This is a genomic window from Nocardioides sp. NPDC057772, from assembly GCF_042798075.1.
Taxonomy (GTDB): domain Bacteria; phylum Actinomycetota; class Actinomycetes; order Propionibacteriales; family Nocardioidaceae; genus Nocardioides.
Genome location: NZ_JBHVKN010000130.1, coordinates 1 through 13,922 on the forward strand (window position 1 = coordinate 1; position 13,922 = coordinate 13,922).

The following is a 13,922-nucleotide window of genomic DNA, read 5'->3' on the forward strand; positions in this document are numbered from 1 at the left end:
GGCGTGGCGTCAATCGCCAGCGCCCACCGACGTTCCTACTAGCGATCGGCGCGTTATGAGAAGCAGACAAACGGCGCCGGGGGCGCGTCTGCCGTTGCGACGGGCAACGCCTCTGCAAGAGCCTCGGCTGGGGCCAGGCCCTTCGCGAGGGCGCCGTGGAGGCGGCTGAAGACGTCGTACGCAGCCTCGTCCGCCACCACCGCCGGCGAGGCGATCACGGCGCGGGCGCCGGCGTGGAGCCAGGCGCCGACCAGGCCGATCAGCTCTTCGCCCCAGCGGATCGTCGAGCGTCCGACCTCGCAGGCGGAGAGGAGTACGACGTCGGGGACGGCGGAGAGGCCGTCGATGTCGTAGCCGTACCAGGTCCCGTCGGCGAGCTCGAGGCCGGAGAAGAGCGGGTTGTCGGCGGAGTGGTGGCCGTGGGCGGCGAGATGGAGTACGTCGACCTCGGCTGCCAGCGCGGAGACGGCTGCCGCGGTGGCGTCGCTGCCGGTGAGCAGGTGGGCGCCGGACCAGGCGGTCGCGCTCTTGGCGACCTCGTCGGCGGCGCGCATGACTCGTGGGCCGGCGACGAACCCGGCGGCCGCGGTGCGCAACGGGGTGTGTGCCCGGCTCAGCCAGGCGGTGGCGCTCTGAGCGACCGTCACCGGTCGTCCGGTGAAGCCGGACAGCAGCGTCCACGGCACCGCCGCCAGCACGGCGGAGGGGGTCAGGACGACCGGGCGGTCGCCGATCCGCTCGAGGATTGGCGCGACGAGCAGGTCGGAGAGCTGCTGGAGCCGGACCGTCAGGTCGCTACGCACCGCCACGCCCAGCGGGCCTGGGAGGTCAGTCGCGGCGACGTCGAGATCCGGCAGCAGACCGCCTAGGAGTGACCCGAGGGCGGCCTGATCGCCGAGGTCGATCCGGGTGGCGGCGTCGTCGGTCGCGACGACGGCGACCAGTCGACCAGCCGCGACGACATAGGCGACGAGCGCATGCCCGCCGATGCGTTCGTGCAGTTCAGGAAGGGAGATCGGGTCCGATACCTGGCCGGATCCCTTGACTCGCCAGGCCCGCTGCCGGATCTGCTCACGCAGCTCCGCCTCACGCTCAGGCGTCACCTCACCGCGGAGCTCGGCCAGGTCGGCGGCGAGCTGCGGGTCGGACGGTGGCCGCACTGGCTGGACGCGCGAGGCCAGCATCCGCGAACGCTCCGACCACTCGAAGAGCACGTCGGTCTCGCCCGACTCGACAGCCAGCTCCAGGCCGCGCCTGGCCAGCGTGCGACCGTGGCCGGAGACGTTCGTCTGCAGGTCCAGGCTGCCGAACGAGCTCTGCCACAGGTGAAAGTCGTCGAGGCCCGCACGCAGCTCGCGGAGTCCGGATGCGGTCCGCCCCGCGGCCACGGCCAGCTCGGCTCGGAGCTCTCTCTCCAGCAGGCGGATGTCGATCGGGGCCTCAGGCGGGACTGGGCCGATGACCCTGCCGCTCGCCGGTCTCGTCGGCAGGCCAGCGTTCTCCGCCGAGCGAATCCGCGCCAGCCGAGCTTGCAAGCGCACCCGGAGCGCCGCCCAGCTCAGCCCTTGCTCCTCGAGCGGGGCCGCCAGCGCCTCGCCATCCTCGCTCGGATCATGGCCTGCCGTCACCGCCGCCTCGAACGCCACCGCCCGTGCCCGCAGTGCCAGCCCTGTCGCCCGTGCCTCCTCGAACCAGCCCAGCGCCGAGCGCGCCACTCGATCCGCCTCGACAGGATCGGTCGCAAGCAGGTGCGACGCCAGCGCCAGTTCAGCCTCCCCCTGCCGCTGGCGCTGCTTCTTGGATCCATACGCCTCTGCCGCCTGCCGGAGCATCTCCCCGCCCTGGCGGGTCAGACCCGCCGCCATCAGCACCTCTGCCCGGTCGGCGTCACACACCGCCTTCAAAAGTGGGCCCGCAGCAGCCTGCACGTCGTAGCAATCAGCCATCACCTCCAGCGCACCGACAAGGTCACCGGCCAAGAAGAGCGCGTAGCCGCGATTGTGGTCGGCCATCGCCGCCGCCACGTCATCTCCTTCCGCGCGGAAGTTCACCGCTGCGGCGGAGAAGTCATTGACCGCCGACTCGAGATCGTGCTGGTCGAGGTAGGCCGTGCCACGGTTGAGGTAAGCATCAGCCAGATCCGAACCCCGGCCCTGAAGTGCCTCGATCGCCTCACCGAAGGTGAAGAGCGCCTCGGCTGTACGTCCCGCTCTGCGCAGCAGCGTGGCACGTTGCTGCAACATGAGTCCACGGACCTCATGACTGAGGCCGCCAGCGGCAAGAGCACGATCAAGAAGCCCGAGCGCGTCGTCGAGGTCCGACTCATCGGCGGCCATGTAGGCGAGGGTCGACTCAGCTCGTGCCAGAAGAGCGGAGTCACCGGTCGAGATCGCCGCAGCTTTTGCCTGTTCGAGCAAGGCTTGCGCCTCGGCAGCGTGGCCGAGCGTCAACTCGACCACGCCTTGCCGGTGCAGCTCCGCCCCGCTTGCCATCGTGGATCTCAGTCGGAAGCGCTCAGCGTGGTCAGCTCAGTCAACGCCGTGCGCGCAACCTTGAGATCCTGCTGGAGGTCACGGCCACTACCTGCCTCGAGTAACCGCTGAGCGATCCGCCCAGCCAGGATCGGCGCCGCAAACGAAGTACCACTCCACGTGCCGAATCCGCCAGTGAAGTCGTCCGGGTCCATCGACGAGCGTTGGCGACCTTCGTGGGTGGTCGCCGCGGCGGCCTGATAGCCACCGTCGAACGTGGTGGGAAACGTGCTGACCACTCCGGCGCCGATCTCCCGGGCGCGCACCCAGGGACCGTCGTTGCTGAACAGAGCATCGGTCTCGCCGTCAGGGTTGAGCGCCCCCACGGAGACCACCGGAAGCGAATCGGGATCGGTGTCTACTGGACCACCACCGTCAGTCCAGGGCGCGAACGCCGCCGGAAAGAACGGGCGACTGGTTGCATCGTTGCCCGCAGAGCAGACGACCACGGTCCCGTTGGCGGATAGGTCTGCAAGGATTTCGTAGAGCGTTCCGTCGAAGAGCTGGTCGAACGGGGTCTCGTGGTAGTAGCCCATCGACAGGCTCAGGACGTCGATGCGACGACCTCGCGGGTCACCGGCCCGGTAGAGCCGCACCAGTTCGGCGATCTGAGCGAGCGCGGTGATCCAGTCCGTCTCGGCGATAGACCCGTGCGGCGGGACAATTCGCCAGGACAGGATGTCTGCGTCAGGGCAGGTCTGATGAATGAGTCCGGCGATGAACGTGCCGTGGCCCGCGTACGGGTCAATCAACCCATCCAGCGCACCCGCTTGGTCCGGATCGACCTCAGAGTCCGGAACACTCGACGGCCAGCCGATCGGGTGTCCGTCCAACCGCACATCCCGCTGGACGAAGTCGAGCCACGGATGTGGCCCGCAGCCGGTGTCCAGCACAGCAACCACCGGACGCTCCCCATCTGCGATCTCGGCATCAGGCGTTCTGTGCGGGCGCTGACCGACATATGCGACGGGCTGCCGGCCGCCGACCCCGAGCGGGTCGTATCCGTCGTCGATATAACCGTCGGTGGGGTTGGGCTTGTTGTGCGGATTCGGCTTGTTGTGCGGATTCGGCTTGTTGTGCGGATTCGGCTTGTTGTGCGGATGTGGCACCAAGACATGCTCGAGGCTGATGCCACGCGTGGCTCTCGGGCTGTCGGCGCGAAGAGTCTGCAGGACGGCCCAAGCGTCGGGTGCTTGGGCGGCATGACCTGCTCGAACCCCAATTCGAACGCGACGTACGCCGAACCGAAGTCCGACAGCACACTCGGGCTCATCCTCGGCGACGGCGCGCCAACCGAGACCCTTGGCGGCCTTCTCGATGCGCTTGAACGTGTCCTCGAAGTCGACCGACTTGGAGATCAGCAGGACAGACGATGAGTAGATCGTCGAGCGTGCGTTGACGCCGTCGACCGCGACCGCGTTGGTCGGGTCGAGAACTCGCGCCTCGGTGGAGCCGTAGGCGACCGACAGAAGCGGCTCGCGCTCTCTCCGGGTGGGGCGGTGGACCATCGTTACTCCTGGATCAGATCTCGAACGTGGGGGTCAGGAAGGCGGCGGAGCCGTCGGCGGGCTCGAAGCGGAGCCGGATGAGACCGGCAGGCAGCGAGGTGAGCTCGAAGCGGCCCGAGGCGCCGAGGGTGACGGCGACGATCGGCGTACGGACTTCGTCGGCGCGGATGGCGCGGACGGTCATGGGTGAACCGGGGACGACCCAGCCGTCGAGGCGGGCCGTGGTGTCGGTGTCGGAGGCGACACGCACCAAGACATCGACACCGGATTGAGCGAACCGCAGCGTATAAGCAGAGCGGGCAGACGCCGGGGCGGCGGAGCGGACTCCGGCAGCCTCCGCATCCAGGGACGACGACTCCACCAGGAGCATCAGCTCCAGGTCGAGCCCGAGACCGGACTCCTCGGCGGCTCCGGCGGCGGCCGCCTGCATCCGGGAGATCAGGCCGCCGGGCACAGGATCACCGGCGACGTAAGCCTGTCGAACCAGTCCCAAAAGCTCCTCGCGTGTGGGCTCCTCCGAGCGACCCATCACGACACCCCCTCGTCCTTGAGCGCGTCCCGCAGCTTCCCGAGACAGCGGCCGCGGGTGGGGCCGATGCTGCCGATGGGCATCTGGAGCTCTTCGGCCAGGCCGGCGTAGTCGGGCCGGTCGGAGAAGGCGACCACGCGCAGCAGCCGCCGGCACCGCTCGGGGAGCGACTCCACCGCCGCCCAGATGAGCGAGTTGCGGTCGCCCTCGACGACCAGCGACTCGGCCGAGCGCTGGGTGGGGACGCGGGACTCGAGCGCCTCGTCCTCCACGGGTACGTCACGCCCGGACCGCTTCGCGACCCGCCAGGCCTCACGGCGCGTGGTCAGCGTGAGCCAGGCGCCGACGGCTGCGGTGTCGAGGATCGAGGAGTGCTTGCGCACGAAGGTGAGCCAGGTGTTCTGGACGACGTCCTCGGCCTGCTCCTGGGAGAGCCGGTAGGAACGGGCGATCTGCCACAGGACCGGGGTCATCGTCGCGACCAGCTCGTCGAGGGCGGCGGAGTCGCCGCTGAGCCAGCGGTCGAAGTCGGCGGTGGCCTGGGACCACACGGTCGCGGGCGCGTCGGTATGCCCCGCCCCGCGTCGCACCCGTGTCACAGTCCCCTCCTCGACCGGCGGCCTCCGGATCGGCGCCGAGCCGGTGGGGGGCCAGATGACGCGTGGAGGCGCCATCGTGGTGGTCATTGTTGCTGTCACGACTATAAGGAGGCCCGGGCCTCAAGCGTGATACATCTGGTCGCCGACAATAGCGGGTCTCGACAGGCTCGACCACCGGCCGACTCCGCAGATCACCAGAACCGGTAGCCTTCTGCGGGTGAGTCTCACCGTGCGCCCCATCACCGCTGCGGAGCATCTCGCCTTCATCGAGAAGCAACCCAGCGTGAGCTTCCTCCAGACCCCGTCGTGGGCCCGGGTCAAGACCGAGTGGCGCTCGGAGTCGATCGGCTGGTTCGACAGCCTGCAGGGCGGCGCCCTGGTCGGTGCCGCGCTGGTGCTCCACCGGCCGGTGCCGAAGCTGGAGCGGTTCACGCTCGCCTACCTGCCGGAGGGACCGAGCATCGACTGGTCGGGCGATCTCGCTCCGTGGCTGCAGCCGCTGGCGGCGTACCTGAAGAAGAACGGCGCCTTCGGCATCCGCATCGGCCCCCCGGTCACCACGGCCAGCTGGGACGCCAGCCAGGTCAAGGACGGCATCGCCGACGACACCGTCCAGCGGCTCAACCAGCTCACCCCGACCCACCGCGACGCGACCGGCGCGCGCGTCGTCTCGCAGCTCAGGGCGGCGGGCTGGCGCCTGCAGTCGCCCGAGGACGGCTTCGGCGCGGGCCAGCCGCAATACAACTTCATCATCCCGCTGGCCCACGAGGACGGCACCCCGAAGACCGAGGACGAGGTCCTCAAGGGGATGAACCAGCTGTGGCGCCGCAACATCAAGAAGTCGGCCAAGATGGGCGTCGAGGTGACCGTCACCTCTCCCACCGACCCCTCGGGGGGCGACTTCGAGGGTGACCTGAGCGCCTTCCACGACCTCTACGTCCACACCGCCGCACGCGACCACTTCACGCCCCGTCCGCGCAGCTACTTCAGCACCATGTTCTGGGCGATGTCCGCCGAGGATCCGGAGCGGATCAAGCTCTTCCTGGCGCGGCACGAGGGCGACCTGGTCGCTGCCACCATCATGGTCCGCGTGGGGCGGCACGCCTGGTACTCCTACGGCGCCTCCTCGACCGAGAAGCGAGACGTACGTGGCTCCAACGCCCTCCAGTGGGCGATGATCCAGGACGCCATGGCCGCGGGCGCGACCACCTACGACCTGCGCGGCATCACCCCGACGCTCTCCACCGACGACTCCCACGTGGGGCTGATCCAGTTCAAGGTCGGCACCGGTGGCCAGGCGGTGGAGTACGCCGGTGAGTGGGACCTGCCGCTGAACAAGCCGATCTACACGGCCTTCGATGTCTACATGAAGAGGCGCTGATCTCCGTATGCCGCTGAAACTGACCGTTGACGCCGACCGCTGGCGCAAGCACGTCCAGACCTTCACCGAGGCGACCCCCGGCCTGGTCCCGGTCGCGAAGGGCAACGGCTACGGCCTCACCCTGCGCAAGCTCGCCCACCAGACCGAGTGGCTGACCGGACTCGGCACTGGCGTCGACACGCTCGCGGTGGGCACCTACAACGAGGTGTGGGAGGTCGCGACCCGGTTCAGCGGTTCGATCTACGTCCTCACCCCGTGGCGCCCCTACTCGCCCGAGATCAACCCGGAGATCGCCGACCGGATCATCCACACGATCAGTCGGCCCGAAGACCTGCCGCTGCTGCTCGAGCGCCAGCCCGATGCGCGGGTGATCCTCGAGCTGGTCACCTCGATGCGTCGCCACGGGATGACACCGAGCGACCTGTGGCCGACCGCGTCCATCGCCCGCGAGCACGCCCGCTTCGAGGGCGTCACCATGCACTTCGGCCTCGACGGCGGCTCGCTGGCCGAGGTTCGCGCCCAGATGGACGCCGTCGTCGGCGCCGAGGCGAAGACGGTGTGGGTCTCCCACCTGAGCGCCAACGAGATGGCCCAGCTGCGCGCCTCCTACGGCGACATCGTCTTCCGCCCCCGGGTCGGCACCGGGCTGTGGCTCGGCGACCGCGGCGCCCTCACCGTGACTGCGACCATCGAGGACGTGCATCCGCTCGAGCGGGGCTACTCCTACGGCTACCGCGGTCGCACCGCCCTCCGCGCCGGACATCTGGTGGTCGCCTCCGGCGGCACCGCCCACGGGATCGGGCTCGAGGCGCCGCTGGGCGACACCCACCTGCGCTCGCGCGCGCTCGCCGTCGCCCGCGGTGGGCTCGACGCCATGGGCCAGTCCCGCTCGCCCTACACGCTCGACGGCAAGGCACTCTGGTTCGCCGAGCCTCCGCACATGCAGGAGTCGATGCTCATGCTTCCCTCCGGCGCGCGGGTGCCCGAGGTCGGCGAGGAGCTCGAGGTGCGGGTGCGCTACACCGCGACCTCGTTCGACGAGATCATCCTGGATTCCTGAGTCTCTTCGCTCTCCGCGCGCGCCTCGGTCCACCGGACCGGATCGCGCCACGGCTCGTAGATCTCCCGGACGACGACCACGATCAGATAGATCTCGGCGGCGACCCGGGCGATGATCGCGAACCAGTAGACCGGATGGTCACCGCCGCTGCTGGCCAGCACGTCGGCGAGATACCACCAGACCGCGACGAAGTAGAAGAGCTCACCGGCCTGCCAGATGAGTTGGTCACGCCAGCGCGGCACGGCGAGTACGGCCAGCGGCAGCAGCCACAGGACGTACTGCGGTGAGTAGACCTTGTTGACCAGCAGGAATCCGGCGACGATCAGGAAGCCGAGCTGCGCCAGGCGCGGCGTCTCGCGGGCGGTCAGCCCGATGATGAGTACGCCACTGCACCAGGCGATGAAGAAGGCCCAGGAGACGAGGTTGACCGTCTGTGCGGAGATCGTCGCGTCGGTCGCCTGCTGGACGACGAGCCACAGCGAGCCGAGATCGGGGCCGCGCTCGGAGTTGAAGCTCCAGAAGACCTTCCACTCCTCCACGCCGGTCGCCATCGCCGGCAGGTTGGCCAGCACCCAGGCGAGCACGGTGGCCAGCGAGGCGACCGCCAGGTCGTAGTAACGGCGGCGCCGGATGCAGATCACGACCAGCCCACCCAGCAGGAAGAGCGGATAGAGCTTCGTCGCGCAGCCGAGCCCGATCAGGATGCCGGTCAGCAGCGGCCGGTCCCGCGACCACGCCCACAGCGCACCGGCCACGAAGACCACGGCCAGCATGTCCCAGTTGATGATCCCGGTCGCCGCGAGCACGGGGGCGAGCGCGAACGCGGCCGCGTCCCAGGGCCGTCGGCGATGCGTACGTGCCAGGAACCAGGCCGAGAGCAGCGCCGCGATCGCGAAGCCGATCACGTTGACGATGATGAAGACCCGGATCTCGTGGTGCATGCCGGGCATGCCCCAGAAGCTCGAGGTCTCCGCGAGGTGACGCTCGTCCTCGCCGGGGGTGTCGGCCAGCCAGTCGGTGACGTGGGACGTCGCCCAGGCGTAGTAGGAGATGCCGACCGGATACTCCATCACCTGCGGGTAGCGCACCCGGACCTCGGGGTCGGAGGAGTAGGGCCACTCGTGCTCGGCCAAGCCCCGGTCGACGTAGAGATAGGGCAGGTCGGAGTAGCAGAAGTGGGTGTATCTGGTCTCGCCGTTGGTCCAGGTGGCGTTGTAGCAGGTCTGCTTGGAGACCATCCCGATCGCGAAGGTGAGCGAGGTCAGGAGCAGCAACAGGCCGACCGCGCTGAACCAGCGCCGTCGGCCGTGTGCGAGTCCCCCGAGAGGACCGCCCACCGCGGCGGAGGCGGTCCGCACGACCGGATCCTCCGCCGTCGGGGCGGTCACTGGACCATCCGTCACTGAGTGGTGCCCCCCGCGGTGCCTGTGTCGTTGTTGCCGCCGCCATTATTGCCATCGGCGGGTGGCGAGGACGACTCGCAGTCGCCGAACCAGTCGCAGGCGGTCTCGGTGACCTCGGGCTCGGTCGACTCCGACTCGTCGGGCGTCGTCTCTTCGCCAGGCACGCCGTCGGTGGCTCCGTCGGTCGGGCTCTGGCTCTCCTCCGGCTCCTCGATCGGGATGCAGAGACCCTTGCGCTCGTCCTTCTTGGAGCAGTCCTCCGACGGAGTCGGGGTCGGCTCGGGGGTCGCGGTCAGCGACGGCTCGTGACCGTCCTGCGGTGCCACGCCGTCCATCCAGGCCGGCTCCGGGAACTCCTCGATCTCGAGGTCGTCGGTCAGCGTGCCCATGATCTTGGCCCAGGTCTCGGCGGGGTAGCCGGCACCGAAGTAGGAGTCGAGCCAGCCGTCGAGCTTGCCCGAGCCCTTGCCACGGACGTACATGACCGCGGTCGACAGCTGCGGGGTGTAACCCGCGAACCACGCCGAGGAGACGTCGTCATCGGCGTTGGTCGCGGTGCCGGTCTTGCCGGCGGCCGGCTGCTTGATCACGCCGGCGGTCTTGCCGGTGCCGTTCTCGACGACCTGCTGCAGGGCGTAGGAGGTGTCGTCGGCAGCGTCCTCGGACATCGCCCGCTCCTCGCCGTCACGCTGGTTCCACTCGTAGACGACATCGCCCTCGGCGTCGACCACCTTGGAGACGAGGTGCACGGTGTTGCGTACGCCGCCGTTGGCGATCGTCGCGTAGGCGTTGGCCATGTTGATCGGGCTGATCGCCTGGCGCCCCAGGGTCAGCAGGTAGTTCTTCGGGTCGAAGTCGATCGAGTAGGCCGGGATCGAGCGGTAGTCGGCCGGCGCGTTCTCGGCGTGCTGCTCGTCCGGCGGCAGACCGGCTTTGACCGCCATGTCGTAGACGTCCTGGCTACCGTTGGGCAGCGCGGTCGACATCTGGACGAAGGAGGTGTTGACCGACTCCTCCATCGCCTTGATGCCGGTGATGTGCTCGCCGTAGCCGTGACCGGTCGGGTCGGCGTCGGTCTGGCCGGAGTTACGGACGACACGGTCGGTGCCGGGGATCTCCAGACCACCTTCACCGGTCCAGGTGTCCTTGAGCGAGTAGCCCGCCTCCAGAGCCGCGGCCAGGGTGAACGGCTTCATCGTCGAGCCGGCCATGCCGCCCGAGGCCGCCCAGTTGATCTGGGAGTCGAGGTAGTCCTGGCCGCCGTAGAAGCCCTTGAGCGCACCGGTCTTCACGTCGACCGTCGCGGCGCCCACGTGCAGCTCGTTCTCCGGGTGCTTCTCGTTGACCGCCTTCTTGTCCTTCGGACGTACGTCCTTGACGGCCTGCTCCGCGGCCTTCATCGCCTTCGCGCTGAGCGTGGTGGTGACCTTCAGGCCCTTGCTGTCGATCTCCTCCTCGGTGAAGAGGGGGTTGCCGTTCTCGTCCTTGAGGGACTTGAGCTCGTTCTTCACCAGGGTGAGCGCGTGACCCTTCTGACCACCGAGGCGGCTGTCGGCCTTCGGCTTGGGGAACTTGGGCAGCGCCGCCTTCGCCTTCTCGAGGGTGGCCTCGTCGTAGTCGCTGAGCGCCTTGCCCTCGCTCTTGAGCTCGGCCATACCGTTGAGGACGTACTGATAACGGCCCAGCAGCTCGGTGCCACCGGAGTCCTTGCCGGCCTTCTCCGGGTCGAACCCGTTAGGGTTGTTGAGGATCGCGGTGAGCGCCGCGGCCTCCTTGATGTCGAGATCCTGGGCCGACTTGCGGAAGTAGGTCTTCGCCGCGGCCTGGACGCCATAGGCGCCACGTCCGAAGTAGACGGTGTTGAGGTAGCCGGTGAGGATCTCGTCCTTCGACTTCTGCCGGCTGATCTTGAGCGAGATGACCGCTTCCTTGACCTTGCGCGAGTAGGTGCGCTCCTGGGTCAGGTAGAGGTTCTTGACGTACTGCTGGGTGATCGTCGACGCACCGCCCTGGCTGCCGGTGGTGGCGTTGGAGAAGAGCGTGCGCGCGATGCCCTTGAGGTCGATGCCGTTGTTCTCGTAGAAGCTGCGGTCCTCGGCCGCCACGGCCGCGTCCTTCACGAGCGCGGGCATCTCGTCGGGGCTCAGCGCGTCGCGGTTCTGGTCGCCGGCCTGGAAGCGGCCGAGCTCCTTCTTGCCGCCGGCGTAGTAGACGAAGCTCGACTCCGCCTGGAACGCCGCGTTGGCGCTGGGGATCGAGATCATGTGGTAGGAGATGATCACCGCTGCGCTGCCGATCAGCGCCAGGACCAGCCCGCAGATCGCCACGATCTTGCCGATCCGGATCGCCAGAGCCTTCTTGTCCGTCTCCGGGTCGTTGAACCGGTCCATCGCCGCACCGAAGGCGGCCTTGGGATCACGAGGCGGGCGGCCGGAACCACCCGGCTCGCGGCCCGCCGGCCGTTGGCCGAGCCGGTCGACCGGGGGCTCGCCAGGGCGGCGCGGGCCCGGGTAGGGCGGCCGCTGGCCGGGGCGAGGACCGCCGGGAGGCATCGGGCGCTGGGCGCCACGGGGCTGAGGGCGACCGCCGGACGGCTGCCCCTGCGGCGCACCCTGGGGGCGGCGCGGAGCCGGCGGACGGCCGGCGGGACCACCCTGCGGCGGGCGCGATCCGCCCTGGGGTCGTCCTTGCAGCCCACCGATGTTCGATCTACGGGGACTCGCGCTGCGGGGGCTAGGCCTCTGAGAGAAGCCGCCGGATGGGTCGCTCACGGGTGTTACTGCTCCTGTGACTGCCCGGCACGTGACCGGACGGGCTGACACTGACAATCCCCCGACGTCGCTGGATCCCCCCGAGGAAATCCCATCAACCTGACGCGACGCTTGCCTCGCGATCTCCCCGGGTGGTTCCTCGGGTGAGCGAACGGCAGCCATCAGCGTACGCAATCGACGCTAGCGCTCCCGCATCCACGCCCAGCGCGCCTCGAGTCACCTGACGTCAACAGTTCGGTGACGGTTGCATCGAAATGCCTGCTTCAGGCGTCAGCAGACAAGACTTAGGTCTCTGTTTGCCATCACGGATATATCGGTACGATAGGTTGCATGGCACGTCGCGCAGAGACGATCGAGTTGGCAGTCCTCGGACTGCTGCACGAGTCGCCTATGCATGGCTACGAGCTGCGCAAGCGGCTCAACCTGATGCTCGGCTGGGGACGAGTGCTGTCGTACGGCTCGCTCTACCCGGCCCTGAAGAAGATGCTGCGCAAGCACCTCATCGAAGAGGTGACGCAGACCGTCACGCCGGTGACCCGGCGGCCGCGGATCGTCTACCAGCTGACGCCTGCCGGCGAGCGTGAGTTCACCCAGCTCATGTCCGAGGTGGGTCCGATGGCCTGGGAGGACGACAACTTCGACATCAGGTTCGCGTTCTTCGGCCGCACCGACATGGAGATCAGGCTGCGCGTCCTCGAAGGGCGTCGCAGCCGGCTCCAGGAGCGGCTCGACCGGGTGCAACGCGAGCTTGCCATGACCCAGAAAGAGGTCGACTCCTACGCCCGCGAACTACAGCGTCACGGTGTCGAGTCGGTCGAGCGGGAGGTCCGATGGCTCTCCTCGCTGATCGACGCCGAGCGCAACCCCAAGCCTGTGAACGACATGCAGGCAGCGGGTCGGGGGGATCTGGGGGATGACGATGGCGTACGCGACGAAGCGGACGTCTCGCGCACAGCGCAGAGCAGCCAAGAGAACGAGAAATGACCTCCGGGCCGGTGACCCGGCCAGGAGTATTGGAAGGAGCCCCGATGGGTTCGGTTCGTGTAGCAATCGCGGGAGTCGGCAACTGCGCCAGCTCCCTGGTCCAGGGTGTGGAGTACTACAAGGACGCCGACCCGGCGGGCAGCGTCCCGGGCCTGATGCACGTCACGTTCGGCGACTACCACGTCTCTGACGTCGAGTTCGTCGCCGCCTTCGACGTCGACGACAAGAAGGTCGGCAAGGACCTCTCCGAGGCGATCAACGCCTCCGAGAACAACACCATCAAGATCGCCGACGTCCCGTTCACGGGCGTCGAGGTGCAGCGTGGCCCCACGCTCGACGGTCTGGGCAAGTACTACAAGCAGACGATCTCCGAGTCCGGCCTCGACCCCGTCGACGTCGTCTCGATCCTGCGGGAGAAGGAGGTCGACGTCCTCGTCTCCTACCTTCCCGTCGGCTCGGAGGAGGCGGACAAGTTCTACGCGCAGTGCGCGATCGACGCGGGCGTCGCCTTCGTCAACGCGCTGCCGGTCTTCATCGCCTCCGACCCGGAGTGGGCCGCGAAGTTCGAGGCCGCCGGCGTCCCGATCGTCGGTGACGACATCAAGTCGCAGGTCGGTGCCACCATCACCCACCGCGTCATGGCCAAGCTGTTCGAGGACCGCGGCGTCGCGCTGGACCGGACGTACCAGCTCAACGTCGGCGGCAACATGGACTTCAAGAACATGCTCGAGCGCGAGCGCCTGGAGTCCAAGAAGGTGTCGAAGACCCAGGCGGTCACCTCGAACCTCCGCGGCGAGCTGGCCGACAAGATCGACGACCGCAACGTCCACATCGGCCCGTCCGACTACGTGCAGTGGCTCGACGACCGCAAGTGGGCGTACGTCCGGCTCGAGGGTCGCGCGTTCGGTGACGTCCCGCTCAATCTGGAGTACAAGCTCGAGGTGTGGGACTCGCCCAACTCGGCAGGCATCATCATCGACGCCGTCCGTGCCGCCAAGATCGCCAAGGACCGCGGCATCGGCGGCCCGATCATCCCGGCCTCGGCCTACCTGATGAAGAGCCCGCCGGTGCAGATCGAGGACACCGAGGGTCGCGCGCAGCTGGAGGCGTTCATCCGCGGCGAGTGATCCTCTCCCGCTGAGCTGCCCCGGGTGCC

At 68.5% G+C, this 13,922-nt stretch carries 10 protein-coding genes; 4 read left to right on the forward strand and 6 right to left on the reverse strand.

Annotation, left to right across the window (positions count from 1 at the left end; translation table 11 throughout):
• Nucleotides 1–53: 53 nt before the first annotated feature.
• The 4 genes from ACFVJS_RS19085 to ACFVJS_RS19100 form a co-directional block, all read right to left on the reverse strand.
• Nucleotides 54–2,417, reverse strand: coding sequence for a CHAT domain-containing protein (locus ACFVJS_RS19085; protein WP_378883486.1), 2,364 nt, complete (start codon nucleotides 2,415–2,417; stop codon nucleotides 54–56).
• 83 nt (nucleotides 2,418–2,500) lie between these two features.
• Entirely contained in the window at nucleotides 2,501–4,039 is a 1,539-nt protein-coding gene (locus tag ACFVJS_RS19090; RefSeq protein WP_378883488.1) for a S8/S53 family peptidase, read from the reverse strand.
• 13 nt (nucleotides 4,040–4,052) lie between these two features.
• A complete protein-coding gene (locus ACFVJS_RS19095; protein WP_378883491.1) occupies nucleotides 4,053–4,568 on the reverse strand; it encodes a hypothetical protein in 516 nt (171 codons plus the stop codon).
• Nucleotides 4,568–5,167 (reverse strand): RNA polymerase sigma factor, encoded by a 600-nt coding sequence (locus tag ACFVJS_RS19100; RefSeq protein ID WP_378883494.1) that lies wholly within the window; start codon nucleotides 5,165–5,167, stop codon nucleotides 4,568–4,570. Before ACFVJS_RS19100 ends, ACFVJS_RS19095 begins: the two co-directional genes overlap by 1 nt.
• A gap of 217 nt (nucleotides 5,168–5,384) precedes the next feature.
• Here ACFVJS_RS19100 and ACFVJS_RS19105 point away from each other — a divergent pair, with 217 nt between their 5' ends.
• Complete coding sequence (locus tag ACFVJS_RS19105) at nucleotides 5,385–6,548, forward strand: lipid II:glycine glycyltransferase FemX (RefSeq protein WP_378883496.1); 1,164 nt, start codon at nucleotides 5,385–5,387, stop codon at nucleotides 6,546–6,548.
• A 7-nt stretch (nucleotides 6,549–6,555) separates the two neighbouring features.
• Nucleotides 6,556–7,608: an alanine racemase gene (locus tag ACFVJS_RS19110; protein WP_378883499.1), complete on the forward strand. Its 1,053-nt coding sequence runs from the start codon at nucleotides 6,556–6,558 to the stop codon at nucleotides 7,606–7,608.
• Here the strand turns inward: ACFVJS_RS19110 and ACFVJS_RS19115 are convergent.
• Nucleotides 7,566–8,996: a glycosyltransferase family 87 protein gene (locus ACFVJS_RS19115; RefSeq protein WP_378883502.1), complete on the reverse strand. Its 1,431-nt coding sequence runs from the start codon at nucleotides 8,994–8,996 to the stop codon at nucleotides 7,566–7,568. The two genes, ACFVJS_RS19110 and ACFVJS_RS19115, sit on opposite strands and share 43 nt — an antisense overlap.
• Before the next feature lie 11 nt (nucleotides 8,997–9,007).
• The gene (locus tag ACFVJS_RS19120; RefSeq protein ID WP_378883505.1) at nucleotides 9,008–11,563 is read right to left on the reverse strand and encodes a transglycosylase domain-containing protein; all 2,556 of its coding nucleotides are present in this window, start codon (nucleotides 11,561–11,563) and stop codon (nucleotides 9,008–9,010) included.
• Nucleotides 11,564–12,112: 549 nt separating this feature from the next.
• Here ACFVJS_RS19120 and ACFVJS_RS19125 point away from each other — a divergent pair.
• Together ACFVJS_RS19125 and ACFVJS_RS19130 are read left to right on the forward strand one after the other, a co-directional pair.
• Complete coding sequence (locus ACFVJS_RS19125) at nucleotides 12,113–12,766, forward strand: PadR family transcriptional regulator (protein WP_378883506.1); 654 nt, start codon at nucleotides 12,113–12,115, stop codon at nucleotides 12,764–12,766.
• 44 nt (nucleotides 12,767–12,810) lie between these two features.
• The gene (locus ACFVJS_RS19130; protein WP_378883509.1) at nucleotides 12,811–13,893 is read left to right on the forward strand and encodes an inositol-3-phosphate synthase; all 1,083 of its coding nucleotides are present in this window, start codon (nucleotides 12,811–12,813) and stop codon (nucleotides 13,891–13,893) included.
• Nucleotides 13,894–13,922: the final 29 nt, after the last annotated feature.

What these genes read in the sequence shown, in the direction of transcription:
- ACFVJS_RS19110 (WP_378883499.1), top strand. Translation starts at nt 6,556, where the DNA reads ATGCCGCTGAAACTGACCGTTGACGCCGACCGCTGGCGCAAGCACGTC.
- ACFVJS_RS19095 (WP_378883491.1), bottom strand. Translation starts at nt 4,568, where the DNA reads ATGGGTCGCTCGGAGGAGCCCACACGCGAGGAGCTTTTGGGACTGGTT.
- ACFVJS_RS19130 (WP_378883509.1), top strand. Translation starts at nt 12,811, where the DNA reads ATGGGTTCGGTTCGTGTAGCAATCGCGGGAGTCGGCAACTGCGCCAGC.
- ACFVJS_RS19120 (WP_378883505.1), bottom strand. Translation starts at nt 11,563, where the DNA reads ATGCCTCCCGGCGGTCCTCGCCCCGGCCAGCGGCCGCCCTACCCGGGC.
- ACFVJS_RS19090 (WP_378883488.1), bottom strand. Translation starts at nt 4,039, where the DNA reads ATGGTCCACCGCCCCACCCGGAGAGAGCGCGAGCCGCTTCTGTCGGTC.
- ACFVJS_RS19125 (WP_378883506.1), top strand. Translation starts at nt 12,113, where the DNA reads ATGGCACGTCGCGCAGAGACGATCGAGTTGGCAGTCCTCGGACTGCTG.